Raw genomic sequence first — 25,992 nt, 5'->3', positions numbered from 1 at the left:
ACATTAACGCCCGGGAAGTGGCGATTTCTTGACAATCCTGTTCCAATATCGCAAAATGTTGAAAAAAAAATCGCTCATTGTGAACTCGATCTTTTTATTTTCAAAGAAATAGATGTATAATGTTCAGTGGCTTGTACAGATATTAGAGAAAATACAAGGAGTGACTTTACAATGAGCAAGACTGTACCCGTAGGTGTGTCGGCCCGACATATTCACCTTACGCAGGAGCACGTAGAAGCGTTATTTGGCCCAGGATATCAACTGACTGAGTTCAAACCGCTTTCCCAACCCGGACAATTTGCAGCAAATGAACAAGTAGCCGTGATCGGAACCAAAGGAAAATTTGACAAAGTCAGAATTCTTGGCCCTGTCCGTCCAGCATCGCAGTTGGAAGTTTCCCGTACAGACGCATTCAGCCTTGGCGTGAAAGCCCCTGTCCGCGAATCCGGCAATATTGAAGGAACACCAGGAATTACGATCAAAGGACCTGCCGGCGAAGTTGAGCTGGAAACAGGTGTAATCGTGGCAGCACGCCACATCCACTTCCACACTTCTGAAGCTGAAGCTTGGGGCATTGCCGACAAGCAAATGCTGAAGGTGCGTCTTGGCGGTGAACGTGGTCTGGTACTGGAGAACGTGCTTGCACGCGTATCCGACAACTTCAAACTTGATATGCATATCGACACCGACGAAGCCAACGCTGCAGGTGCCAACAACGGCGATACTGCTGAAATTGTAGAATAGTCTTAATCTTTTTATAAGAGTGAAAGCGGGGGAGCAATCCTCCGCTTTTTTTTGCGTGCACGGAGGTAGGTGAAAGTGGACTTAAGAATAAGACACAAGGGGTTTGCAGGATTTCTGGGGTATCAGTCCTTATAGAGAATCTGCCGTAAATCGAATGAATCCAATGGCCTATGTATGTGTTCAAAGCTCAGTCAAACGTCCTGAGCAGCCGCAAACAGATCGGTTTCGTGTATGAAAAGATCGGATTTTTAAATGTTCAGTAACGCTGGCAAATGATAGTATCGATTTGAAGCTGTAACTTTATGGTAATTAAATGCAGCGCTCAGATCAAATGGATTTCGAAGGGAGCTGATATAGCAGGAGCTGGGTGTATAAAGTGTTCAGTATTCCATAGGATCAGTGTCAAAAGCGGCAGCAACAGTTTTGTTTTGGAAAGCGGTTACATTTCGGGGAGTGATCCAAAGGCTTTTAAAAAATTGAAAGCGGGTGAATCACGAAAGATGAGAAATCGTACAAGCAAACAGATGGCAATGCTTCTTCTATCGTGGATTATGATATGTTCTTCTTTATTTCCGGCACTTGTGTATGGAGCTGAGCAGGAGGATAACGTAACGGTGAAGTCTTCACAGCTGGAGCTGCGGTATGATTTTGGCACAGCATCGAGTCCGGTTATGGATGGGTACACTGCTGTCAATGAAACTAAGCTGTATACCGGAGAACTGGGATATGGCTTAGACCAGGCCGTAGCCTCCAGAAACCGTTCGGGTGGAGACGAGCTCACGAATGATTTTGTGCTGGGTACGTCTTACTCTTTTCAGGCGGATGTTCCTAATGGAGATTATGATGTCACTGTATATTCCGGGGACTTGCTTGCAGGTACCAGTACCACCAAAACAACGTTTACCCTGGAAGGGGCTGTGGCAGGAACGATCGCCAGTAAACAGCAGGTTAATCAGGCAATCTATCATACCACAGTGCTCGACGGTCAACTGACCTTAGGGGTGTCCGGATCGGGAGCTGGCGGATATTTAAACGGTCTTGTCATTCAAAAAGCGATAGCTCAGCCCCTCTCGGCACCGGTTGGACTTGCGGTTACTGCTGCGGACGCATCCAGTATTTCGCTTCAGTGGGATACCGTAACGGGTGCGGTCTATTACCAGATCTATCGAAGCGGTGGGTCAGACAGTAACGTTTTGCACTTGGGATCGGCGGCGGATACGAAGTATACAGACCAGCAAGTTGTTGAAGGAGGTCACTACTCCTATTATGTATCCGCTATCAATGATGACGGTGTGGAGTCGGATCTTAGCAGTCCGGTCATTGTGGAGAGCACGAATGACACACCACCAGCCCCGCTGCCGGAAGGAGATGAATATGCGCTTGATTTCGGGCCGGGTGCTGCAGCGGAAGGATATTTGAAGGTTGAGGCCGGGACTGCCTACACCGGGGACACGAAATATGGATTCACAGATAGGTCCAAAGTAAGCGGTGCTGATAGAGGTAAGGCTGATGCATTAAGAACTGATTTTGTAGTTGTTAATGGGGCAGGGTTTAATATTGATTTGCCGAATGGTGACTACACTGTATCGCTGATTGCCGGTGACAGCGGCGGGGATACGAATGTGGGTATCAATGTAGAAAGCATGCAGAAGGTACAGCTGACCAGCAAAAGTGCGGGAGAATATTTGGAAATGAGCTTCGATATTGCGCTGGTCGACGGACAGATGAATTTCGTGTTTAGCGGAACTAGACCTGTACTCAATGCGCTTGTGATCAAAAAACAACCTGAACGTACAGCCGGTATGAAACCTACCGTATACATTGCCGGAGATTCCACTGTACAGACCTATGATCCGTACTGGAAACCACAGGCGGGCTGGGGTCAGATGATCGGCAAGTTTTTTACCACAGCGGTTGAGTTCAATAATCATGCTATCGGGGGGCGCAGCTCGAAGTCCTTCATTGTGGAAGGCAGATTGGATGAGATCCTCAGGGAGATTAAACCGGGTGACTATTTCCTTGTACAGTTTGGACATAACGATGCCACGATCAGCGTTCCGGAACGTTATGCTTCACCTGCAGATTACAAAAATTATCTGAAAACCTACGTCCAAGGCACGAGACAACGCGGAGCGATGCCGATTCTGGTTACGCCAATGGGGCGCCGGGATTATAACGCAGGGACAAGTCAATTCAATGTGAGTTTCTCTGAATATGTGCAGGCGATGAAAGAAGTCGCTGCTGAGCTTAACGTTGGACTGGTAGATCTCAGCTCGCTAAGTGTGGCTTATTACAATTCCATTGGATTTGAAGCTACGCGGGCAGTATTTCTATATACCGACCCGGGCGTATATTCAGCCTTTCCTGCGGGATCAAGCGATAACACCCATTTTCAGGAATATGGGGCTATTCAAATGGCACGTCTGATTGCCGGAGGGATCGCTTCTTTGGATATCCCATTGTCTGGTGAGGTTCAGGAGATTGATCCCCCAGCTACGGTTCCAGAGAAGCCTACTGGCCTGGCGGCAGGGAGTGTCAGTAATGCAGGTGCCGTACTAAAATGGAATCCAGTAGTGGGGGCAGATATCTACAAAATCTACCGTAAGCTGGTTTCAGCCGATGAATCTGCGTATACCATGATTGGCTCTGCCACAGTTCCATCTATTACTGTGGGAGGAATGGCTGAAGGCCAAAGCTACACGATGAGGGTGACAGCAGTCAACGGGCGTGGGGAATCCGAACCTTCCGATCCGCTGACACTAACTACGAAGCAGTCCCAGTACCGTTTTGATTTTGGGCCAGCGGGTTCACCGGTCGCTGCAGGTTACACTGAAGTGAACCGAAGCGTGCTCTATACTCCTGAGCTTGGTTATGGACTGACTTCAAGCGCCGGGATGAGTGACCGTGATCGTGGAGACGGCACGGATGCACTGCGCCGGGATTTCGTCATTTATTTTGGCGGATCTTATGAATTCAAAGTGGATATGCCGAATGGCTATTATTCTGTCAAGACTTACACGGGAGACTGGATAGGATCTACCAAAACGAATGTATCGATCGAAGGTAAAGATTATGGAACCATTTCTTCCGGTAAAGGGAGTATTGCTGAGAAGGAGTACAGTCAGATATCCATCAAAGATGGTCAGATGAATCTGGTGTTCAGCGGTACAACGGCTCATCTCAACGGGGTGGAGATCACGCCTCTGATGCTGGCACCCGCGAATCTCAAGCTGGATCAGCTGGATCTTCTCAATGATCCTGTAAGAGCAAACCTCTCTTGGACAGGTATCGACGGTGCTTCTAAATACCGGGTGTATCGGAAGGCTACAGTTGCAGAAAGTGCAGAGGTACTGGGGGAAACTACCGGTTTGACCTATACAGACTTAACGGCTGACATTGGTATGGATTACGAGTATTCAGTGACTGCGGTCGACAGTACAGGGCTGGAGTCGGTGGCTTCGAGCCTTCTGCTGGTGTCTATGATTGATCCTTCCGTAGCCAAAGCTGCTATTCCGAGCGGAATGGAGCTGCAATCTATTCACAAAAATGATGTGAGTTTCAGCTGGAACGAAGATGCAGATTCTAAAATGTTCAATGTGTACCGCTCAAAGTCAGCCGGCGGCGAGTATGCCCTGATTGGCAAGACCAAGGTGGCTTCTTATACGGATAGTACAATTCTAAGTACGATTCCTTACTACTATAAAGTTGCCTCGGTCAATGCAGGCGGTATATCCGGGATGTCTTCCATGCTGGAGACACCGGTTGTGACTACACTTTTCCGCAGCATGGAAAACCTGGACCGGGCACCGGTTGCGGTCAAGACGAATGAAGGAATATATCTCAGCTGGCGGATGCTGGGGCTTGATCCCGATTCGATAGCTTTCAATGTGTACCGTGATGGAAAAAAAGTAAATGTAAAACCGCTGACTGGCAGTACGAATCTGCTGGACGCTATGGGAAAGGCGGACTCTAAATATACAATAAAAGCCGTATTGAATGGCGCAGAGCAATCCGCAACGGAATCATTCGGGGTATGGCAGCAGCAGTACCTGTCAGTGCCGCTTCAGAAGCCGGCAGATGATTATACGAAGGACGGCCAGCCTTATACCTACAATGCCGGAGACGCAAGTGTAGGGGATCTGGATGGTGACGGGAAATATGAGATTGTTATGCTATGGTCTCCTTCGATCAGCAAAGACAACTCTCAGGCAGGATACACAGGCATTGTCTATATGGATGCCTACAAAATGGACGGAACCCGTCTCTGGCGGATCACCCTAGGAAAGAATATCCGCGCAGGTGCCCATTATTCTCCGTTTATAGTCTACGATCTGGACAGCGACGGCCGGGCAGAGGTCATGCTCAAAACCGCAGATGGTACGGTCGATGGCCAAGGTACAGTGATTGGCGATGCTACGGCGGATTACCGCAACAGCAGCGGTTACGTGCTGCTTGGCAATGAATATCTGACCGTATTCGATGGAATGACAGGCAGGGCAGTAGATACGGTCGAGTATGACCCTCCACGCGGTGATGTGAGTGCATGGGGGGATGCCTATGGCAACCGGGTGGACCGTTTTCTGGCGGCGGTAGCTTATCTCGACGGTGAGCACCCCAGTGTGATCTTCAGCCGAGGTTATTATACACGGACGGTGCTGGCTGCCTATGATTACAAGGATGGCAAGCTGAGCAAGGTGTGGCGGTTTGATTCCAATGACGAAGGAAATGGTGAATACACAGGCCAGGGCAACCACAACTTGTCTGTAGGGGATGTGGACCGGGACGGTAAGGATGAAATTACGTTCGGTGCTATGGCAATTGATGATGACGGGCTGCCGCTGTATAATACGAAGCTCGGTCATGGGGATGCTATTCACTTCGGGGATCTGGACCCGGCAAGACCGGGACTGGAGGTCTTTGATGTACATGAGCATACAGATTCCAAGTACGGCATGGAAATGCGTGATGCGGCAACCGGCGAAGCGCTGTGGGGTATTTATACAGGTATTGATACGGGTCGTGGGATGTCAGCAGACATTGATCCGAATTACGTGGGAGAAGAGGTCTGGGCGGCAACTATTACCAATGGGCAGCAAATTCCGGTTACCGGAATATACAGCGCTAAGGGGGAATTGATAAGCACAACTCTGCCTACTTCAACTAACTTTGGGGTATGGTGGGATGGCGACCTTTCGCGGGAGCTGATGGATGACAACCGGGTGGATAAATGGGATTATGTGAAGCAGGCGACAGCTAATCTGCTGACAGCAGAGGGGGCGGCCTCAAACAACGGAACCAAAGCTAATCCCAGCCTGCAAGCAGACTTGTATGGTGACTGGCGTGAGGAAGTGATGTGGCGTTCCGCCGACAGTACCGAGCTGCGGATATACACCACTACGGATCTTACCGATACCCGTATTCGTACGCTCATGCAAGATCCGGTGTACCGTCTGGCCGTGGCTTGGCAAAACGTAGGCTATAATCAGCCGCCGCATCCAAGCTTTTATCTGGGAACAGGAATGGAGGCTCCTGCGGCACCGGCTATTCAGATCGTAGGGGGCCCGCAGAAGGCAACGGATGTACCCGGGAAGCCCGTACTTTCCAGCAACAACGGTTATGATACCGGACTTCAGGATGGCGACTACCAAGTCACAATGAACCTGTGGTGGGGCAATAACGGAACCAGCTATAAGCTGTATGAGAACGGTAAGCTGATTGACAGCAAGGCTTTTGCCGATAACACTCCAGAGGCACAGACCGCAGTGACCCAACTGACTGGAAAAGCAAACGGAACATACACCTACACTGCGGAGCTTACCAACTCCTGGGGAACAACGGTTTCCAGTCCGTTTGTGGTAACTGTGGAAGACGCGGCTCCCGCCGTTCCGGTGTTGTCGAACGATAACTCGGATGGTGACGGGAACTATAAGGTAACGATGAATCTGTGGTGGGGAATGAACGCGACAACTTACCGCCTCTATGAAAATGGTGTCCTGGTTGATACGCAGTCCTTAAGCGTTAATACGCCAAATGCCCAGTCGGCCGTGACCTCTATTGAGGGCCGCACTGCAGGCGTCTATGATTATCGTGCGGAGCTGGTGAACAGCTCTGGGACAAGTGTGAGTGCAATGATGAAGGTTACGGTCAAATAGAAGGGTCTTAGAAATTGCGGATATGCCGCAATCTGTATTTAAGGACCTCCAGCATTGATAGGATGCGGGGTCCTTTTTCAATGGGGATTTATGTAAAAAGGGAGTGTGTTAGTTGATGTACAAGAACGCACATTCTATAATATTGCAGGACCTGTAATTATACATTTTCTCATGAATAGTGTGATCACATTATTATATAAATTCCAGATATTAAGTACTCAATCAGCTCCGATCCCATAACCTGAGGGGGCGGGGTTATTTTATATGCGGATCTGTGGTATCATTATGTGTTATGACTTACAACTGCGCTATGTGGAGACGCAGGAATAAGCTAAATTCCGTTCGTTCATGATCTAAAAATATATGTATTGATAATTAAGGAGACAAAATGACTTTTAATGATTTGAATTTGATTCCCGCGATCCTCAAGGCTTTGAGCCAGGAAAATTATACATCCCCCACTCCAATCCAGGAGGAGTCCATTCCTGCGGCACTAGCCGGCAGAGACGTCCTCGGCTGTGCGCAGACCGGAACAGGCAAAACAGCCGCTTTCTCGTTGCCGATTATTCAACTGCTGAGCCAGCAGCCTTCCGTAACCGGAGGCAAACGCCGGATTCGTTCGCTGATTCTCACACCTACAAGAGAACTTGCCTTGCAAATCTCAGAAAATATCCAGGCCTACAGTAAATTTACCAGTATCCGTTCAACGGCTATTGTCGGTGGTGTATCACAGAAAGCCCAGGAGCGTGCATTAAGCCAAGGTGCAGATATCCTGATTGCAACACCAGGCCGTCTGATCGATCTGATCAATCAGAAGCATGTCGATCTGCAGTATGTACAGATTCTTGTACTGGACGAAGCGGACCGGATGCTCGATATGGGCTTCATTCATGATGTGAAGCGGATTATTGCCAAAATGCCTGCCAAAAAGCAAACGTTGTTCTTCTCGGCTACTATGCCGACGGAAATATCCAACTTGATCAAAACGCTGCTCGTGAACCCGGTGAAAATCGAAATTACCCCGGTTTCCTCCACTGTAGACAGAATTGAGCAATCAATCTATCTCCTGGAGAACGGCAATAAGCAGAATCAGTTAAACCGTCTGCTGCAGGACAAGTCGATTGTGTCTGCACTGGTCTTCACCCGCACCAAACGCGGAGCTGACCGGGTAACCCGTGATCTGACCCGAATCAATATTACCGCACAGGCAATTCACGGCAACAAGTCCCAGAATGACCGCCAGAATGCGCTGCGCAATTTCAAGAGCGGAGCTACACGTGTGCTTGTTGCTACGGATATTGCCGCCCGCGGGATTGATATTGATGAGCTGTCGCATGTTATCAACTTCAATCTGCCGAACATTCCTGAAACGTATGTTCACCGTATCGGCCGCACCGGGCGTGCAGGTATGAGCGGAATCGCTATCTCCCTATGCGAGGCTGAAGAAATCCCGTACCTTAAGGATATCCAGAAGCTGATCGGCAAGACGATTCCGGAAGTGAAGGACCATGCGTATCCGATGTCCAAAAGTGCTCAGGCGCTGCTGAATGAACGTCCGTCCAAAGCTCCGGCGAAGCCGGCTGCCAAGGCGAAGACTAATCCTGCGCGCAAGCCGAAGTCGGAGTGGTTCACGCAAGGCAACCGCCAGGGCAGTGCTAACGGCGGAAGCAAGAGCGGCACGGGCAGCAGACCAAATGGTGAGCCGGGCCGCAAAGCGGCAGGAGCAGGAGCAAGACCTGGGAGTGCTGCAGCCGGTGGAGCTGGTTATAGCGGCAGACCGGGCGAGCAGAACCGCTCTGGTCAGAGCAGTAGACCTGCTGCCAGCCAGGCTGGCCGGTCAGGCAACAACTACAACAGCCGCCCGAGCAGCAGACCTGCTTCCCAAGCAGGCAGATCACAGTAAATTGCGGCTCGCTTGATATAAATACATTTCAGCCTCTCCATACGGGAGGCTGTTTTTTTTTGCGTGGTGCTGGGATTCCATGATGACAAACAAGAACCGCCAGGGTACAGTCAAAGACTGTCCTTGGCGGTTCTTGTGGTGTTGTATACTCATCCGTTAACGAACAGAGCAGGTGCTACCCGGCCAGATAAGCACCTAATTCCTCACGCAGCTCGGAGCTGATGGGGGTCATTGGCAGACGGAGTGTGTCTGAGGAGATTTCGCCATAGGCATTAAGCAGCCATTTAATCGGAGCCGGATTGGATTCCTTGAAGAGGAGCTTCATCAGCGGCACAAGTTGGTTAAATTCTGTTCGGGCTTCTTCAAGCTTGCCATTTCTGAACTGTTCGTAGATTCCGAGGTACTTCGCGGTATGGACGTTGGCCGAGGCCAGCATCCCACCGGCGGCTCCGCAGCCCAGCATCTCGAAGAAATGAAGATCATCGCCGCACAGCACGGGTTTCGAACCTAGTCGGGATAGCTCAGAGACGAGCAGTGGTGAACCGGAGCAGTCTTTTAAACCCACAACATTGTTCATTTCCAGGATCGTTCGTGCGGTATCGATGGTCATGCCGACTCCTGCGCGGCCTGGAATATCATAAGCCATGACAGGTATGCCTACTTCCGCAGCTTTGCGGAAATGCTCAATAATGCCTTGTTGGGAAGGGCGGCTGTAATAGGGTACAACTACCAGCACGGCGTCAGCACCAGCGTTCGCTGCCATCTCGGTCCGGGCAACAGTGGATGCCGTATCGTTGGTGCCTGTGCCAATAACCAATGGGATTGAGGTGGATTTTAATAGTTCCCGTGAAGTGTCCACGAGGGTCTGCAGCTCTTGTATGTTGACTGTCGGCGATTCTCCAGTGGTTCCATTGACGACCAGACCATGAATACTGTTCTTGATGATGTTGTTCACATAACGCTGATACGATTCCAGATCGATTTCTCCAGCCGTATTGAACGGGGTTACCACGGGAACATAGATTCCATAAATCTGTTCTTCTGTTAACATGAATATCGTCCTCCAAAATGTTTAAATCCTTTTATCTTACTGTAGCATGGAATATTCTATCGGCGTTAGCTATAATAAATGATGTAGGTTATCAATAATATTGATGTTGAGGTGACTGAATGGATTTAACATATATGCGGACCTTCCGTGAGGTCGCAAAGCGGCAAAGTTTTACCCGTGCGGCTGAAGAACTGGGTTATGCCCAGTCCAGTGTGACCACGCAGATACAGAAGATTGAGAAGGAATATGGGGTTCCGCTGATGGAACGCCACGGGCGGGTACTGCGCCTGACTCCTCCTGGAGAAGAGCTGTTGAAGCTGTTTGTGGAGATTTTGGATTTATATGACCGCTCAAAGGAAACGATCGCCCAGCAGATTGGGGGAACCTTGACGATAGGGACGATAGATTCTCTGGCTGCCTTTTACCTGCCTCCCTTTTTGCAGCAGCTTCGGACGACGTTTCCAGGGCTAAGCATTCATCTGCAAACCGAGCAGGAGGCTAATCTGGTAGCCAAAATAAGAGATGGTGAGGTGGATATTGGCCTAATGCTCGACCGCAGTACTGCAGATACGCAGCTGGAGCGTATGATCATCAGGGATGAGCCGCTGGTGCTGGTGGCACCAAAAGATCACCCGCTGTCAGGGCTTGATCATGTGACGCTGCAGGATTTGAACAAATGTGAGCTGATTGTCTCAGAGGAGAGCTGTATCTACCGCAGTCTGTTCGAGAATCTGCTGCGTGAGCATGGGATTACTTTCCGGATCGGCTTTGAGCTGTCTAATCTGGAGGCGATTAAGCGCTGCGTCCGTAATGGGCTGGGTATCGCCCTGCTTCCGCGAATCGTAGCTGAAGAAGAGATAGAAAGGGGCACTCTTGCCGAGCTTCCTTTTATACACCCGGAGATTCACTTCGACCTGCAACTGCTTATCCATCCGAAGAAGTGGAAATCGCTGCCGCTGCAATCCCTGATTCAGATGCTGCTGGCTGATGCGGAATCCAAGGCTGTTGCGCTGTAAAATTGGTCATGTAAACAGATAAAAGGTTGGTAAAGACTCACGGGTCTTTCCAACCTTTTTGTATTGTGCGCTGCATGCTAGTATTGGGATAGACTGAAACACTGTGATAATACCGAGTTTAGGGTTTCTTGGTCATATTGTTGCTTGCGTAAATTGCCTTCCAGAATCTTGTGAGCCCATGCCAAGGACTTATTATAGTGAGCAGGCTCATGTACCCGTATTCTGAAGTAGCAAAAATCCAAGTGAGTCTGGTACTCCTCAGCGGTAGGTTCAATGTCGAGCTGGCGTAATTGAACTCTGCGAATGGCTTCTGATTGTACTTCTTGGACCTGTTTGTGGATATTCGATATCTGATTGGGATGTTGTCTGTACATGAGCAGCACCTCGGGAAGATTAACCACTTGCGTTACGGCAACTAACCGATTCCATATTTCATAATCTTCAGCATGAAAATAATTCAGATACCTGATCCCATGGTCTACTAGTACGGATCTGCGGATCATTACTGATGGATGCACGAGCGTACAGTGAAATAACTGCCAGCATCTGATCTCCTCATGATTCAATGGTTTGTTGGTAGTAGAATCCAACCCCAATAAATAAACCTGGGAGCCGCAAACGCCGCAATCCCGATGGTCGTCCATGAAATTCACTTGGCGTTCAAAGCGGTGGGGCAGGGCGATATCATCACCATCCATGCGGGCAATATACTCACCTGTACATAATTCTATGCCTTGGTTTAAAGTCTCAATTAACCCGAGATTGCTTGAATGTGTGATCAGCCTAATTCTGCTGTCATCAAATTTCCTAATAATATCTAATGTTCCATCTGTAGATCCGTCATCCATAAGAAGTAATTCGAAATCTCTATACGTCTGAGTCAAAATACTGCAAATCGATTCTTCAATATAGGGGGCCATATTAAAAACTGGCATAAGAACGGATATTTTGGTCAATATCAACACCGCCAATCTCATGGTCTAAAATATATTATGTGAGATACCTGCCGCTTGATCTGCATATCTGTCCAATTTGCAGGATATAGGCAGGACAGTCCAAACCCTTTTCTCTTACTGTAATTAAATATAGTAAATGCTGCGGGAGGGGATTAGATATGGATTTGAATCAGATCAAAGGGACTTACGATGTCATCTACAGTCTAGGGGCGAATTGTTTACCGGCAGACCAATTATCGCGGCATATGCTGAGGAAAATCGGAGGTGTTCTGGACTGGGTGGAGTCGCCTGCGCTTTCCGGGGTAAGCCATCTTTTACGGAACCGGTTCGTGAATTATATGGAATTGCCTAATCTGGCGATTACGGGGGTTAATGAAAAGGCTGGATGCTATATTGTACGGGACGCTGCTTACTATATTTTCTCACATCATGACTTTCCGCTGGATCAGAATACTCCCGGTCAACTGTTGAGCTATCCGGAGCTAAGAGAGAAAGTTAACCGTCGTGTGCCACGTTTTCTGGAGTCACTTAAGAATGCTAACCGGATTCTATTTATTCGTACAGAAGGAACGATACATGAAACTGCGGAGCTGCTGGAGGTTCTACAATCATTAGTGTCTGGCGAATTCAACTTGCTCGTGATTAATCATGCTCCGGTAGACCGTGTGGTTGAAACCCCCTGGCCTTTTCATAATGTATGCGCTCTGCAAATCCCCAAAGTTCCTGATGAGTTTCACGATAATGATGATCTGTGGAAACATTTATTGGAGGGATTCTCTGTCCGTTAGCTAAGGATTTCCCGCAATATATTGACAATAAAAACGTGTATATGGTATATAAAAGGAAGTATTAGCACTCCTCGCAATGGAGTGCTAATCATCCGGAGACTATTATGAGGTTATTTTTGAAAGGAGATTTACTTATTCATGGCCAAAAAAGAGTTTAAAGCCGAGTCCAAAAGATTGCTGGAAATGATGATTAACTCCATCTATACGCAGCGCGAGATTTTTCTGCGGGAACTGATTTCGAATGCAAGCGATGCCATTGATAAAATCTATTACAAAGCACTGGCCGACGAAGGCCTGGTGTTCAATAAAGAAGATTATTACATTAAAGTGACTGCCGATAAGGAGAACCGTACACTAACGATCTCCGATACAGGTATCGGGATGACCCAGGAAGAGCTGGAGAACAATCTGGGGATTATCGCGAACAGCGGATCGTTTGCTTTTAAGAAGGATAATGAAGCGAAGGACGGCCACAACATCATTGGGCAATTCGGGGTTGGTTTCTATTCCGCTTTTATGGTGGCCGATGATGTTACTGTAGTCAGCAAGGCGCTGGGCAGCGAGCAGGCCTTCAAGTGGGAATCCCAGGGTGCTGACGGATATACGATTGAGCCTGCGGAGAAGGATAGCGTGGGTACCGAAATTACACTTAAGATTAAAGCGAACACTGAAGAAGACAACTACGATGAATTTCTGGAGGAATACCGCCTGAAATCGATCATCAAGAAATATTCCGACTTCATCCGCTTCCCGATCAAGATGGACATCACCGGCAGCAAGCCAAAGGAAGGCAGCGAAGGGGAGTTCGAAGAAACGAAGGAAGAGCAAACCGTCAACAGCATGGTGCCTATCTGGCGCAAGAACAAAAATGAGCTGACTGACGAGGATTACAATAACTTTTATACAGAGAAACGTTACGGCTTCGACAAGCCGCTGAAGCATATCCACATCAGTGCTGACGGCGCGGTGGTCTATAATGCGATCCTGTTCATTCCGGAGAACACACCGTTCGACTACTACACGAAGGAATATGAAAAAGGGCTGGAGCTCTACTCTAACGGCGTGCTGATCATGAACAAATGTGCAGATTTGCTGCCGGATTATTTCAGCTTCGTCAAAGGGATGGTCGATTCCGAGGATCTGTCGCTGAATATCTCCCGCGAAATGCTGCAGCATGACCGCCAGCTGACGCTGATTGCTAAGAACATCAAGAGCAAGATCAAGAGTCAGCTTCTGAGCCTGCTGAAGGATGAGAGAGAGCAATATGAGAAGTTCTATACTTCTTTTGGCAGACAGTTGAAGTTCGGGGTCTACAATGACTATGGCATGGAAAAAGAAACCCTCCAGGACCTGCTGATGTTCTACTCCTCCAAGGAGAAGAAACAGGTGACGCTGGCCGAATACGTGGAAAGAATGCCTGAGGACCAGAAGTACATCTACTATGCTTCCGGGGAATCGGTGGAACGGATCGAGAAGCTGCCACAGACTGAAATGGTATCGGACAAGGGGTATGAAATTCTCTACTTCACCGATGATATCGATGAATTTGCGATCAAAATGATCATGTCCTATAAGGAAAAAGAATTCAAAAACGTATCCAGCGGCGACCTGGGCATTGAAGAGAATGCAGAGGACAAGCCATCGGAAGCGGAAGAGAATGAGAACAAGGAATTGTTCGAAGCGATGAAAGGCATTCTCTCCGGTAAAGTGAAGAACGTCAAAGCCTCCAAACGTCTGAAGTCCCATCCGGTCTGTCTCTCCACAGAAGGAGAGCTCACGATCGAAATGGAGAAAATCCTCAAAGCCATGCCTAACGGCCAGGAAGTACAGGCGGACAAGGTGCTGGAGATCAACATCCATCATGATGTATTCAAATCCTTGAAGGCTGCCTCCGAAGGGGACAAGGAGAAGCTGGGCTTGTACACGAACCTACTCTACAACCAGGCGCTGCTGATCGAAGGTCTGCAGGTGAATGATCCGGTACAGTTCACGAACGATATTTGCAAAATCATGGTCTAAGCAGCATCGGCATTTATTCTGCAATAGACCCATAAGCATAACCCGCCTCCGGCGCTGTCCGGGGCGGGTTTTTGGTATGCGGGAGTTACTTCTGAAAGTTCTCAATAAATTTCTCGGCCAGGGATGACAAGTATTTGTCTTTCATCCAGACCGCAGCTACCCTTGTGTTCAGTGAGTCGCTGCGGATTTCCTTGTGGACAAGGTTGCTGTTGTCGGCAAGAGTGTAGGCGGATCTCGGGATGATCCCGACGCCAAGGCCGGCATTCGCCCAGAGCAGCGTGGTGCGGGCATCGTCATTCATGCAGAAGACCTGGGGATCGAAGCCGTTCTCCAGACAGGTCTCACGGATCAATTGCTCGAACCGGCGGTAAATAATGAGCGGCTGGTGTTTAAGCTCACCGATCTCAATACTGGATGCTGCGGGGTTCCAGTCATATTCAGGCGCCATCACGGCAATCATAGGTTCAGACGTGGTATAGACACATTCGAGGCCTGTGCTGCTGAAGGGAGTACGAACAATTCCCACTTCGACAATGCCCTTGTTCAGCAGATCGAGAATGCGATAGGTATTGCCCTCGTGGATCTCGAATTTGACCCCGGAATAGTCGTGATGGAACTCCAGCAGCCGCTCCTGGAGCAGAGTCGCAGCAGAAGAAGAGACGGTCCCGATGGATAGGGTACCCGATACGCCTTTGACAAAATCCTTAAGTTCCCGGGTAGTGGAATCGGTCAATTCAAGAATTTGCTGTGCCCGGTCCCGCAGGATGCTCCCGGCTTCAGTAAGCCGGATACTGCGCGGCCCGCGTTCCACCAGCTTAACTCCGAGTTCCTCCTCCAGCAGCTTGAGCTGTTGGCTGAGTGGCGGCTGAGCCATTTGCAGCTTCTTGGCGGCTGATGTGATTTGTCCTTCTTGGGCGATAGCCAGAAAATATTTCAGCTGGCGGATATCCATAAGGTAACCTCCGATGTGGTTGTTCTGGTATATTTATATCATATCGATTAGATACGAAACCAATATTATTAATATGTAAACAGGTGTGACATAATCATAACGGGTCTTATCTATTTTATAAAGCTTTTACATACCACATAGGTTAGGTGAGGATTACTGTGTACAAAATTTCTTTATTCTTAAAACCTTATAGGAAAGAAGTGACGCTAGGGCCAATTTTCAAGCTGCTGGAAGCCATTCTTGAGCTCTTGCTGCCTACTATAGTTGCTCTGATTGTCAACAATGGGATCGGCCGCCACGACAGCGCTTATGTGTACCGGATGGGTGGTCTAATGGTGCTTATGTCACTACTCGGCTTCGGCTGTTCGTTGGTCTGCCAATATTATGCCGCCCGGGCTTCCCAAGGCTTCGGTACTTCACTGCGCAACAAGATGTTCAAGCATATTTCGGCGCTCTCCTATGCCGAGCTGGATACCTTCGGCACGCCTTCACTGATCAACCGGATTACGAATGACGTGAACCAGCTTCAGCTCGCTGTGGCGATGCTGATCCGTCTGGTTATCCGCGCTCCGTTCATCTGTATTGGAGCCATCATCATGTCCATGATTCTCGACTTCCGGCTCTCCTTGATACTGCTTGCGGCAACTCCGGTAATTGGCGTGATTCTGTATCTCATCATCACACGCAGCTCGCCGCTCTATCGTCAATATCAGCAGAAGCTGGATCATCTGGCACTGGTGCTTAGTGAGAATCTTTCCGGCATCCGGGTCATCCGCGCATTTGCCAAGAGTCGTAGTGAGAAACAGCGTTTCAATACCGCCTCGGAGGATCTGACATCGACGGCAATCCGTGTCGCACGCATTTCAGCGTGGCTTGGGCCTATGACTACACTGGTCGTGAACGCGGCGATTATTGCTATCCTGTGGGCAGGTGGTATTCACATAGATAGCGGACGGCTGTCTCAGGGCGAGATTATCGCTTTTATCAACTATGTAACCCAAATTCTGCTGGCGCTGATTGTGGTCTCGAATCTGGTCATTATTTTCACCAAAGCTTCCTCCTCGGCGAACCGAGTGAATGAAGTACTGGCTACCACAGCCTCCGTTACGGATGTAGGGAGTCAGAATCTTTTACCTGCAGAGGGGCCGGCACCGGCAATTATTTTCGATCATGTGTCATTTGGTTACAACACTACAGGTGAACTCGCGCTGCAAGATATTTCGGTAACTATTAACCGTGGAGAAACTGTAGGACTGATTGGCAGTACAGGCTCCGGCAAGTCAACCTTCGTGAATCTGATCCCGCGTTTCTATGATGTGGTAGAGGGAGATATCCAGGTCAATGGGGTCAGTGTCAGAAAGTATAGACTGGAAGAGCTGCGTAGCAAGATTGGGATCGTACCTCAGAAGGCTACGCTGTTCAGCGGCACCATTGCTGAGAATATCCGCTGGGGCAAGCCGAATGCCTCACTCGAAGAAATGAGGACCGCTGCTTCTATAGCCCAGGCCGAAGAGTTCATCCAAAAGCTGCCTGAAGGACTGGCTACGCCTGTCACCCGAGGAGGATTAAACCTGTCCGGCGGGCAAAAACAGCGGTTGGCCATAGCCCGTGCTGTTGTTATGCGTCCGCAGATCCTGATTCTGGATGATTCGGCAAGTGCGCTTGATTTTGCCACGGATGCGGCGCTTCGCCGCGCACTGAAGGAGAACAGCGAAGAAACAACCGTGCTGCTGGTCTCCCAGCGGGTAAGCACTGTCCGGCAGGCCGATCAGATTATTGTCTTCGATGAAGGACGAATCGCCGGAGTCGGCACACATGAGGCATTATTACAGAGCTGTGGAGTGTATCAGGAAATCTGCCAATCCCAGCTTTCAAGCGAGGAGGCGGGCATGCAATGAGCTCCACAGCAACCTGGAAGAGAATGATTAACTACACCAAACAGCATAGGGGCATTGCCATGGCCGCAGTATGCTGCGCCCTATTGAGTGTATTCGCCAGCCTGATCGGTCCGCTGCTGATCGGACGGACTGTAGACTATATGGTTGGACCTGGACAAGTGGACTTTGACCAGATTCTGCGGCTTCTGCTGATGTTGGCCGCGGTCTATATGGTCGGCAGTTTTTTTGGCTGGCTGCTGACTTACTATACTAACCGGATTGCCTACCGCACAGTCTATGATATGCGGCGCGAGCTATTCGACAAGCTGAACGTGTTACCGCTGAAATTCCACGATAACCATCCACAGGGGGACAGCATCAGCCGGTTCGTTAACGACATGGATGCTGTTTCGGATGGATTACTGCAAGGCTTTTCTACACTGCTGACCGGAGTGGTCACGATTGCCGGAGCCATTGGACTGATGCTCTACATTAGTCCGGTGATGACACTTGTGGTACTGGTCTCGGCACCAGCAACTTTTTTTGTTGCACGTTTCATTACGACACGCTCCCAGAGGCTGTTCCGGGAGCAGGCTGCAATTCTAGGCGGACTGAATGGATATGTAGAAGAAGTTGTGGGTGGGCAAAAGGTGGTGCAGGCATTCCGTTACGAAGACCGCAGCTTTGCCAGGTTCTCAGAACGGAATAATAAGCTGTACCATACCGGCATCAAATCGCAGTTCTACGGATCGCTGTCCAATCCAAGCACCCGTCTGGTGAATAATATTACGTTTTCTGTGATTGCGATGATCGGGAGCGCACTGGTAATCGGGGGCCATTTCTCAGTTGGGGACCTGTCCAGCTTTCTGATCTATTCGAATCTGTTCGCCAAGCCGTTCAACGAAATAACCGGTGTGATCACCCAGCTGCAGTCGGCTACGGCTTCGGCGCAGCGGATCTTTGCCATTCTTGACCTGCCGCCGGAAACGCAGGATACCGCAGATGCCCAGATCATGAAGACAACCCAGAGTACGATAACCTTTGAGAAGGTAAGCTTTGCCTATACCCCTGAGCGTCCACTGATCAGGAACTTCAGTCTGGAGGTTAAACCTGGTACCCGGGTAGCTATCGTCGGACAGACCGGAGCCGGGAAAACAACACTGGTCAACTTACTGATGCGCTTCTATGACGTGGATAGCGGCAGCATCCGGATCGATGGAACGGATATCCGGTCGATCACCCGGGATAGCCTGCGCCGCAATTTCGGCATGGTTCTGCAGGATACCTGGCTGTACGGCGGATCCATCCGCGATAATATCGCTTACGGCAAGCCGGAGGCGCCGGAGGAAGAAGTGATTGCCGCCGCCAAGGCTGCGAACGCACACAGCTTCATTAAGCGGCTTCCGGAAGGTTATGCAACGAAGATTTCCGGTTCCGGGGATAATCTATCCCAGGGACAGAAGCAACTGCTCACTATCGCCCGCGTCATGCTAGCGGATCCGCCAATGCTGATACTGGATGAAGCCACCAGCAGTATCGACACACTGACGGAGGCGCGTATCCAGAAAGCTTTTCTCACGATGATCTCCGGACGTACCAGCTTCGTGATTGCCCACCGGTTGTCCACGATCCGTGAGGCGGATGTCATTCTCTACATGAAAGACGGCGATATCGTTGAGAGTGGCACGCATGAAGAACTGCTTCAACGGGGCGGTCATTACGCCCGGTTGTACAACAGCCAGTTTGCAGAGGTCTAGCAGGGGAGATAACGGATATAGACAATAAAAACAGCTGCAGCCTGGACTTGAGATAGAGGTCCAGAGCTGACAGCTGTTTTTGTACTTGTCTGTCCAGAAATGACTTCTTTGTTCACCGCCGCCAGCAGGGTGTAAATCATTAAGATTCATTCTGCCGCTTACGCATCATCCCCGGCGTACAGCCGTACGTATTCCGGAAGACACGGATGAAATAATTAGTCTCCATGCCCAATTGCAAGGCGATATCCTGAACCGGTGTATCGGCATTCTCCCGGATCAGTTGAACTGCACGTTCCAGACGGAGGTTCTGCAGGTATTTGTGCGGGGTGATTCCATACTCCTGCAAGAAAAGCCGCTGAAAATGCTGAACAGAATAACCTACCGCAGCAGCGAGATTCGATACCAGCAGCGGTTCAGTAAAATGCTCATTGATCAGGCTGACGGCTTTCTGTAAGGCCTCATTTCGTACATTCTCCAGCTCCAGCCGCCCTGTGGGGCTTGTCTCTGAAGCAGTGCGGCGAAGCAGGAGAAGCAACCGGTAGAGCGCCACAGAGAGCTCCTGCATCACATGTTCATCTTGTCTGCTTGCTTGGTCATTCACCGTATGCCAGATACTGCCGACCTGTTCCCAGCATTCTTCAAAGTGCTCGGGGTGTAGCGGCGGAGCGCCTGGCAGAATGCCGATTCCTGCGAGCAGGCTTTGCGTTAACTCTCCATGAAAGCCAATGAAGCCTACATGCCAGGGTGTAAGAGACAATGGATAATATTCATGACCCCTGTCAGGGGGATAGGCAAAAGCCATACCGGGTTCCAATATCGTCTCTTCTCCGGTCACAAGATCCCGGAACAGTCCTCTCCCGCTGCGGATCAGAAAGACTTGGTATACGGGAAAACCGCTTGGGCGAACATGATGATACTGAATATGGCGGCCAACCGAATAGGGGTACAAGGGGAAACGATTCAGGTCGCGAGGCATTTCAATTAGAGAGAAGGGAAGAATGATGGTCACCTCATGTTCATTTTGTACTAGTAAAGCGAGCGTATATTCCTACTACCCGAATGGGATTTTCCTTTATTATATACAGTATAAAGAATGATTCGTGAAATGGATAGGGCTTTCTCGCAGGATTTATCAGAGAATAATCCCATCCAGACATGAACATCACACCGAAAGGATGAACCCATCAATGAACATGAAATCACCTCCTGTCAGCAGCAAGATTCCAGTGATGCTGCATGGTGCCGACTATAATCCCGAACAATGGCTGAAATACCCTGAGGTGCTGCAAGAAGATATCCGCTTGATGAAGCTTGCCAAATGCAATGTAATGTCTGTGGGGATCTTTTCCTGGGTATCGCTGGAGCCGGAAGAAGGTGTATTCACCTTTGATTGGCTGGACAGCATCCTTAATACCTTTACCGAAAACGGGATATATGCTTTCCTGGCAACCCCAAGCGGTGCGCGTCCGGCATGGATGTCGGAGAAATATCCTGAAGTACTGCGGGTAGAAGGCAACCGCGTTCGTAATTTGCACGGTGTAAGACATAACCATTGTTACACTTCACCCGTGTATCGTCAGAAAACAGCTTTGCTGAACGGCAAGCTGGCTGAGCGTTATGCGAATCATCCGGCAGTTATTGGTTGGCATATCTCGAACGAATACGGCGGCGAATGCCACTGTGATCTGTGTCAGGCGAGCTTCCGGGAATGGCTGAAGGTGAAATACGATAACAGCCTGGATGAATTGAACCATGCCTGGTGGACTACCTTCTGGAGCCATACTTATACTTCCTGGGATCAAGTGGAGTCCCCTGCACCACACGGGGAGACGCAGGTTCACGGTCTTAACCTGGACTGGCGCCGTTTTGTCAGCGAATCTACTATTGATTTCTGTCAGCATGAGATAGATTCAGTGCGTGAGTATAACCCTGAGTTGCCGGTAACGACCAATATGCACAATATCGACGGTGTGGATTACCGTAAGCTCGCCAAGATACTCGATGTTGTATCCTGGGATTCTTACCCGTCCTGGGGATACTCGGATGACGATGACGACGCTGGCCTGGCAGCTTGGGCAGCGATGCACCATGATATGTACCGAACCTTCAAGCATAAGCCGTTCTTGCTGATGGAGAGCACACCTTCGCTGCTGAACTGGCAGAGTGTCAGCAAGCTGAAGCGTCCCGGTATGCATAAGCTGTCCTCCCTGCAGGCGATTGCCCATGGCTCTGATTCCGTACAATACTTCCAGTGGCGCAAAAGCCGTGGATCGAGCGAAAAATTCCATGGTGCCGTAATCGATCATAGCGGCCACGCCGAGACACGTGTTTTCCGCGATGTTGCCGAAGTGGGCCGTACACTCTCAGAGTTGCAAGCGGTAGTAGGTACGACTACACCAGTTCAGACGGCTATTATCTATGATTGGGACAATCGCTGGGCCATTAAGGATGCACAGGGTATCCGCAACTCGGGTCTGAAATATGAAGAAACAGTGCTTCAGCATTACCAGGCATTATGGGAGCTGGGCATTCCGGTGGATATTATCGGTTCGGAGGAGGATCTTTCCGCATACAAGCTGGTGATCGCCCCTATGCTGTACCTGATCAGTGAGGAGAATGGCAAGCGGATTGAGAAGTATGTCGAACAGGGAGGGAACTTTCTGGGGACATACTGGTCAGGTGTCGTTGGGGAGACAGATCTTTGCCACCTGGGCGGATTCCCGGGTCCGCTCCGCCGGACACTCGGTATCTGGGCGGAAGAGACAGAAGGCCTGCACAGCCGCGACCTGAATGGGCTGGTAATGAATTCCGGCAATGCGCTGTGTCTTGAAGGAGACTATGATGCGCATGAAATTGCCGAGCTGATCCACCTGGAAGGAGCTGAGGCGCTGGGTACGTACCGAACGGACTTCTACGCGGGCCAGCCTGCGCTGACGATGAACCGCCTGGGTAAAGGCCGGGCCTACCATCTGGCTACACGCGTAAAGGATGCCGGTTTCTATGTGGAGCTATATGCGGCAATTACCAAAAAGGCAGGGATTATCCGCACCTTGGATACCGATCTGCCAGCAGGTGTCACCGCTCAACTGCGGACCGATGGAGACATTGATTTTGTATTTGTGCAGAATTTCAGTGGCGTGGAGCAATCCATTCAGCTGGACAGCAGAACATACACTGTACTTGAATCCGGCGAGCCTGCGCCTTCGGTGCTTACGCTTCCGGTTCATGGCCTGGCTATTCTCAAGCGGGCGCATTAATTCAGCAGGCATATAGATATCAAAAAGGCAGGACCCGGTATGACCTGGGCTCCTGCCTTTTTTTGCTGGAATCACGAGTCGTGACTTTCAGCCACTTAGAGGAAAGCTGCTTCGATTCCTGAGATAATCTTCAGATAATAGTCCGTATCATGAGGCACAAAATGGCTGATGTCCACGCTCTGCTGAACGGCTTCACGCTTACCGCATTCCGTTACGCGAAAACCCGAGACATCGAGTTGCTGCAGCTCACCCTGCCAGAACTTACGGAAGGAGGCAAACTCTGCGATGACGATTCCGGCAACCTCTTCAGGCTGAAGCTGGAATTGCTCCAAGGGGAAATGATTGTCATACAGGAATACATTTGCCCTCTCATTATCGATCATCCCTTCCTTGATCATGGAATAGGGGATAATTCCGAGTGGAATGAGCTCGTCATAGGTAAGTTGCAGTCCCAGCTCTTCTTCCACCTCACGGATGCCGTTCATTGCCGTCTCACCAGCCAGTAAATGTCCAGCCGCGGTAATATCAAGCAAGCCAGGATAGTCCCGCTTGTTCTTGCTGCGCAACTGAAGATAGATATAGAATGAATCTGCACGCTGCTCTACGAACCAGCAATGAAAAGTCTCATGCCAGAGCCCTAGCCGGTGTACATCATCGCGCGTGGCGGTGCCGGTCACCAGGCCCTGTACATCATATGTAGTAAGAATTTCGTCTGACATGTGTATTCTCCTTATTGGCCCAGTTGCTAATAACACTATCACAAATAATAGGAGAATGCTCGGAAGTCATTGTACAGAAAGGTATAATATGGCTTAGGAGGGGAAGAACATGCGCGTGGCGATAGAAAGGAAAGAATTCAATTCATTCACTGATGAAAGGCTCGGCTGGGCTTGCATGGAGCCGACCTTCAAGCTGATCCGAGGGAAATCACCGGAAGTGAAAGTTGCCGCAATCAAGCAATTGGGTAAGGCGCAGACAGCACTTTGCATGTTCCGTATCATGTATGATCACTGCCACAAGTCATCAGCAGAGTTTTATGCTTGGAGCTCTTACCTGCTGAATCAGCAGGGAACTTGGAACGGAGTTCTGGAAGGTGTGCGTTTTTTTGCAGATGATGCCCTGTTTGAGCTTCTTGAAGAGACGAGGGAAAAGCTGGAGGCCAGAAACCTTAGTTTGGGTTTGGGATGGGGGGATGCTGGGCTGAACGATATCGAAACCGATCCGGAACTGCTGAAGATAGTCAACGGCCTGTATGAACGCTTTAAGCGGCTAATACCGAATACCCATAACGTTATCGCTGAGTATATCCGTGCCCACCCCGATGAGTTCGTGGAATTCAGCAAGTAATTGGCGGAGTTTTGAGATGAAAGGCATAGTTAAGTGGGTTGACATATCGAGAAATGTCGATATAATGATGACATGAAACCAATTATCCCAATAGATATATTTAAGGCACTTTCCAATGAAGCACGTCTTCAAATTCTAGAGTGGCTAAAAGATCCGACAGCTCATTTTGGACCCCAGGGAGGGGTTGATCTTATCGAAATTGGGGTATGCGTCAGTCAGATTACTGCTAAGCTGAATATGACCCAATCCACCACCTCTCAATATTTGTCTGTTCTGCAGCGGGCAGGGCTTGTACAGGCGACCCGGCTGGGAAAATGGACATATTACAAAAGAGATGAAGCAGCATTAACCCAAATAGCCACTTACATTCAGAAGGATCTCTAGGGAATAAAGACTGAATTCAAACATATGAATTCAGTCTTTATATAAATAACAAATCGACAATTCGGGATATGTATATGAAGTATTTTTTTACTTAATAAATCGACATATCACGAATGTTAGGATTATGAAAAGGAGCTGTTTCTTATGTCTAACCCGTCCGCCAGCAACGCAACCCTCGTTATTGTGGCTCATCCACATTTGGAGACGTCTCGAATTAACAAACGATTGACAGCCGAAATTGAAAGAATGGGTAATGTTACTGTTCACCGGCTGTACGAGAGTTATCCTGACGAAAAAATCGATGTCCCACGCGAACAGGCGCTGTTACTTGCTCATGAACGAATCGTACTGCAATTCCCCTTTTATTGGTACAGCTCACCTGCTTTGCTGAAAAAATGGATGGATGAAGTATTAGAGCATGGCTGGGCTCATGGCAAAGGGGGAGACAAGCTGAAGGGCAAGGAGCTTATGATTGCGATTTCTTCAGGAGGCGCTCAAAGCATGTACCAGGCCGGCGGTTTTCATAATTACTCCTATAGCGAGCTGCTGCGGCCGTTTCAGCAGACTACCAACTTGACCGGAATGATCTACCAGCGGCCATTTGTGGTGAGCGGAATTCGCGAAGTAAGCGACGAACTGCTGGAGCAGTATGCCGCAGATTACGCCGTCTATGTGGATAGACATTCCTCTCCCTCCGGCAGAAGAGCTTAACCGTCTCCGCGTACCACAAGGTAAGCTATGATCCTTTCCTGCATGGAGAGCAGCGCGGGAGGGAAAGCTTTGCACCGGGAAACGGGTTATCGAGACCAATCACCGGAAATAGCAAAACAAGACTGTAGCGCCTTTTGTGAGGACGCCTCAGTCTTGTTGGAAAGTGATATGTTTAGCAGCAGCTGCTGGCAGAGTAAGCCGATGTCAAATCTAACTCCCCGCAGCCCATTTGTATGTGTATGTCTATTTATAATAAGCTTGCTAACCATAACATTCAGGAAGAGAATGGCCAGGTATTATCTAGCCAACCATCCGCCATCCACATTCAGAATGTGGCCGTTCAGGTAGTCGGATGCAGCGGATGCCAGGAATACAGCAGGTCCTTTAACATCTTCAGCAGTTCCCCAGCGTCCGGCAGGAATGCGGTCAAGGATGGAATCGGAACGGTTCTGGTCGGCACGGATTGGAGCGGTATTCTCAGTAGCCATGTATCCTGGAGCGATTGCGTTGATGTTCAGACCGGAGCCAGCCCATTCATTGGCAAAAGCTTTGGTCAGACCAGCTACGGCATGCTTGCTTGCAGTGTAGCCCGGTACATTGATGCCGCCCTGGTAAGAGAGCATGGAGCAGATGTTGATGATTTTACCATTTCCTCTTTCCAGGAAGTGACGACCGGCGATTTGCGACAGCAAGAAGACAGTGTTCTGGTTGAGGTTGATTACATCGAACCAGTCCTTTTCGCTGTGGTCCTTGGCCGGTGTACGGCGGATCATACCTGCACAGTTCACAAGAATATCAACCTTGCCTGTGAAGGCAACAGCTTCATCGAACATGCCTTGAAGCTTGGAGTGGTCGCTCAGGTCGCAAGCGATGCTGAGTGCTTTTACGCCAAAGGCTTTAGCTGCAGCTACTGTTTCATCACTTGCATTGAGGGAAGCGGAGATAACGTCTGCGCCTGCTTCTGCAAAGGCAAGGGCAATCCCTTGTCCAAGACCTTGGGCAGCACCTGTTACGATTGCTGTTTTACCTGCCAAACTGAATAAAGATGACATATGATTATTCTCTCCTTTTATAAACA

Annotated in this window: 18 protein-coding genes; 12 read left to right on the top strand and 6 right to left on the bottom strand. The window is 49.5% G+C overall.

The annotated features are described in order from the left end of the window. The first annotated feature begins 171 nt into the window (after positions 1-171). The 3 genes from pduL (at position 172) to AC0MA3_RS13915 (ending at position 8,799) form a co-directional block, all read left to right on the top strand. Positions 172-744, top strand: a complete 573-nt coding sequence (pduL, locus tag AC0MA3_RS13925; RefSeq protein ID WP_379151546.1) for a phosphate propanoyltransferase — start codon at positions 172-174, stop codon at positions 742-744. 500 nt (positions 745-1,244) lie between these two features. After that, complete coding sequence (locus AC0MA3_RS13920; protein WP_474656642.1) at positions 1,245-6,896, top strand: rhamnogalacturonan lyase family protein; 5,652 nt, start codon at positions 1,245-1,247, stop codon at positions 6,894-6,896. Between the two features lie 388 nt (positions 6,897-7,284). Then, positions 7,285-8,799 carry a DEAD/DEAH box helicase gene (locus AC0MA3_RS13915; RefSeq protein ID WP_474656641.1) on the top strand — a complete coding sequence of 505 codons (1,515 nt, stop codon included), beginning with the start codon at positions 7,285-7,287 and terminating at the stop codon, positions 8,797-8,799. Between the two features lie 175 nt (positions 8,800-8,974). On the opposite strand, the gene dapA is transcribed toward AC0MA3_RS13915, so the two are convergent. Then, complete coding sequence (gene dapA, locus AC0MA3_RS13910; RefSeq protein ID WP_474656640.1) at positions 8,975-9,850, bottom strand: 4-hydroxy-tetrahydrodipicolinate synthase; 876 nt, start codon at positions 9,848-9,850, stop codon at positions 8,975-8,977. Positions 9,851-9,969: 119 nt separating this feature from the next. Here dapA and AC0MA3_RS13905 point away from each other — a divergent pair, with 119 nt between their 5' ends. After that, positions 9,970-10,866, top strand: a complete 897-nt coding sequence (locus tag AC0MA3_RS13905) for a LysR family transcriptional regulator (protein WP_474656639.1) — start codon at positions 9,970-9,972, stop codon at positions 10,864-10,866. Between the two features lie 77 nt (positions 10,867-10,943). Here the strand turns inward: AC0MA3_RS13905 and AC0MA3_RS13900 are convergent, their stop codons facing one another. Beyond that, a complete protein-coding gene (locus tag AC0MA3_RS13900) occupies positions 10,944-11,822 on the bottom strand; it encodes a glycosyltransferase family 2 protein (protein WP_474656638.1) in 879 nt (292 codons plus the stop codon). Positions 11,823-11,980: 158 nt separating this feature from the next. Here AC0MA3_RS13900 and AC0MA3_RS13895 point away from each other — a divergent pair, with 158 nt between their 5' ends. Both AC0MA3_RS13895 and htpG read left to right on the top strand, forming a co-directional pair. After that, the gene (locus tag AC0MA3_RS13895) at positions 11,981-12,610 is read left to right on the top strand and encodes a DUF1796 family putative cysteine peptidase (protein WP_474656637.1); all 630 of its coding nucleotides are present in this window, start codon (positions 11,981-11,983) and stop codon (positions 12,608-12,610) included. A 138-nt stretch (positions 12,611-12,748) separates the two neighbouring features. After that, on the top strand, positions 12,749-14,629 hold the full coding sequence (htpG, locus tag AC0MA3_RS13890) for a molecular chaperone HtpG (RefSeq protein ID WP_474656636.1): 1,881 nt from the start codon (positions 12,749-12,751) through the stop codon (positions 14,627-14,629). A gap of 85 nt (positions 14,630-14,714) precedes the next feature. Here htpG and AC0MA3_RS13885 read toward each other — a convergent pair whose 3' ends face one another. Next, positions 14,715-15,581: a LysR family transcriptional regulator gene (locus AC0MA3_RS13885; protein ID WP_474656635.1), complete on the bottom strand. Its 867-nt coding sequence runs from the start codon at positions 15,579-15,581 to the stop codon at positions 14,715-14,717. 158 nt (positions 15,582-15,739) lie between these two features. Between AC0MA3_RS13885 and AC0MA3_RS13880 the strand changes: the two genes are divergently transcribed. Both AC0MA3_RS13880 and AC0MA3_RS13875 read left to right on the top strand, forming a co-directional pair. After that, the gene (locus AC0MA3_RS13880; RefSeq protein ID WP_474656634.1) at positions 15,740-17,479 is read left to right on the top strand and encodes an ABC transporter ATP-binding protein; all 1,740 of its coding nucleotides are present in this window, start codon (positions 15,740-15,742) and stop codon (positions 17,477-17,479) included. Next, a complete protein-coding gene (locus AC0MA3_RS13875; RefSeq protein WP_474656633.1) occupies positions 17,476-19,215 on the top strand; it encodes an ABC transporter ATP-binding protein in 1,740 nt (579 codons plus the stop codon). Before AC0MA3_RS13880 ends, AC0MA3_RS13875 begins: the two co-directional genes overlap by 4 nt. 139 nt (positions 19,216-19,354) lie before the next feature. On the opposite strand, the gene AC0MA3_RS13870 is transcribed toward AC0MA3_RS13875, so the two are convergent. Continuing rightward, on the bottom strand, positions 19,355-20,224 hold the full coding sequence (locus AC0MA3_RS13870; RefSeq protein ID WP_379151580.1) for an AraC family transcriptional regulator: 870 nt from the start codon (positions 20,222-20,224) through the stop codon (positions 19,355-19,357). Positions 20,225-20,402: 178 nt separating this feature from the next. On the opposite strand from AC0MA3_RS13870, the gene AC0MA3_RS13865 reads away from it, so the two are divergent. Continuing rightward, positions 20,403-22,472, top strand: a complete 2,070-nt coding sequence (locus AC0MA3_RS13865) for a beta-galactosidase (RefSeq protein ID WP_474656632.1) — start codon at positions 20,403-20,405, stop codon at positions 22,470-22,472. 95 nt (positions 22,473-22,567) lie between these two features. Here the strand turns inward: AC0MA3_RS13865 and AC0MA3_RS13860 are convergent, their stop codons facing one another. Continuing rightward, positions 22,568-23,191 carry an NUDIX hydrolase gene (locus AC0MA3_RS13860; protein WP_474656631.1) on the bottom strand — a complete coding sequence of 208 codons (624 nt, stop codon included), beginning with the start codon at positions 23,189-23,191 and terminating at the stop codon, positions 22,568-22,570. 109 nt (positions 23,192-23,300) lie between these two features. Here AC0MA3_RS13860 and AC0MA3_RS13855 point away from each other — a divergent pair, with 109 nt between their 5' ends. The 3 genes from AC0MA3_RS13855 to AC0MA3_RS13845 all read left to right on the top strand — a co-directional run bounded on the left by AC0MA3_RS13855 (position 23,301) and on the right by AC0MA3_RS13845 (position 24,914). Beyond that, positions 23,301-23,819 carry a hypothetical protein gene (locus AC0MA3_RS13855; RefSeq protein WP_474656630.1) on the top strand — a complete coding sequence of 173 codons (519 nt, stop codon included), beginning with the start codon at positions 23,301-23,303 and terminating at the stop codon, positions 23,817-23,819. Between the two features lie 81 nt (positions 23,820-23,900). Beyond that, on the top strand, positions 23,901-24,203 hold the full coding sequence (locus AC0MA3_RS13850; RefSeq protein WP_474656709.1) for an ArsR/SmtB family transcription factor: 303 nt from the start codon (positions 23,901-23,903) through the stop codon (positions 24,201-24,203). Between the two features lie 144 nt (positions 24,204-24,347). Further along, positions 24,348-24,914, top strand: coding sequence for an NAD(P)H-dependent oxidoreductase (locus tag AC0MA3_RS13845; RefSeq protein WP_474656629.1), 567 nt, complete (start codon positions 24,348-24,350; stop codon positions 24,912-24,914). Between the two features lie 296 nt (positions 24,915-25,210). Here AC0MA3_RS13845 and kduD read toward each other — a convergent pair whose 3' ends face one another. Next, positions 25,211-25,966, bottom strand: a complete 756-nt coding sequence (kduD, locus tag AC0MA3_RS13840; protein WP_379151595.1) for a 2-dehydro-3-deoxy-D-gluconate 5-dehydrogenase KduD — start codon at positions 25,964-25,966, stop codon at positions 25,211-25,213. Positions 25,967-25,992: the final 26 nt, after the last annotated feature.

Source organism: Paenibacillus sp. LS-5 (assembly GCF_056121505.1).
The sequence above is the reverse complement of the archived record's forward strand: the minus strand, read 5'-3'. Positions and strand labels throughout refer to the sequence as shown.

Bases quoted from the DNA above. Each gene is read 5' to 3' on its own strand.
- pduL (WP_379151546.1), top strand. From the start codon at position 172: ATGAGCAAGACTGTACCCGTAGGTGTGTCGGCCCGACATATTCACCTT.
- AC0MA3_RS13920 (WP_474656642.1), top strand. From the start codon at position 1,245: ATGAGAAATCGTACAAGCAAACAGATGGCAATGCTTCTTCTATCGTGG.
- AC0MA3_RS13915 (WP_474656641.1), top strand. From the start codon at position 7,285: ATGACTTTTAATGATTTGAATTTGATTCCCGCGATCCTCAAGGCTTTG.
- dapA (WP_474656640.1), bottom strand. From the start codon at position 9,850: ATGTTAACAGAAGAACAGATTTATGGAATCTATGTTCCCGTGGTAACC.
- AC0MA3_RS13905 (WP_474656639.1), top strand. From the start codon at position 9,970: ATGGATTTAACATATATGCGGACCTTCCGTGAGGTCGCAAAGCGGCAA.
- AC0MA3_RS13895 (WP_474656637.1), top strand. From the start codon at position 11,981: ATGGATTTGAATCAGATCAAAGGGACTTACGATGTCATCTACAGTCTA.
- htpG (WP_474656636.1), top strand. From the start codon at position 12,749: ATGGCCAAAAAAGAGTTTAAAGCCGAGTCCAAAAGATTGCTGGAAATG.
- AC0MA3_RS13885 (WP_474656635.1), bottom strand. From the start codon at position 15,581: ATGGATATCCGCCAGCTGAAATATTTTCTGGCTATCGCCCAAGAAGGA.
- AC0MA3_RS13875 (WP_474656633.1), top strand. From the start codon at position 17,476: ATGAGCTCCACAGCAACCTGGAAGAGAATGATTAACTACACCAAACAG.
- AC0MA3_RS13865 (WP_474656632.1), top strand. From the start codon at position 20,403: ATGAACATGAAATCACCTCCTGTCAGCAGCAAGATTCCAGTGATGCTG.
- AC0MA3_RS13860 (WP_474656631.1), bottom strand. From the start codon at position 23,191: ATGTCAGACGAAATTCTTACTACATATGATGTACAGGGCCTGGTGACC.
- AC0MA3_RS13855 (WP_474656630.1), top strand. From the start codon at position 23,301: ATGCGCGTGGCGATAGAAAGGAAAGAATTCAATTCATTCACTGATGAA.
- AC0MA3_RS13845 (WP_474656629.1), top strand. From the start codon at position 24,348: ATGTCTAACCCGTCCGCCAGCAACGCAACCCTCGTTATTGTGGCTCAT.
- kduD (WP_379151595.1), bottom strand. From the start codon at position 25,966: ATGTCATCTTTATTCAGTTTGGCAGGTAAAACAGCAATCGTAACAGGT.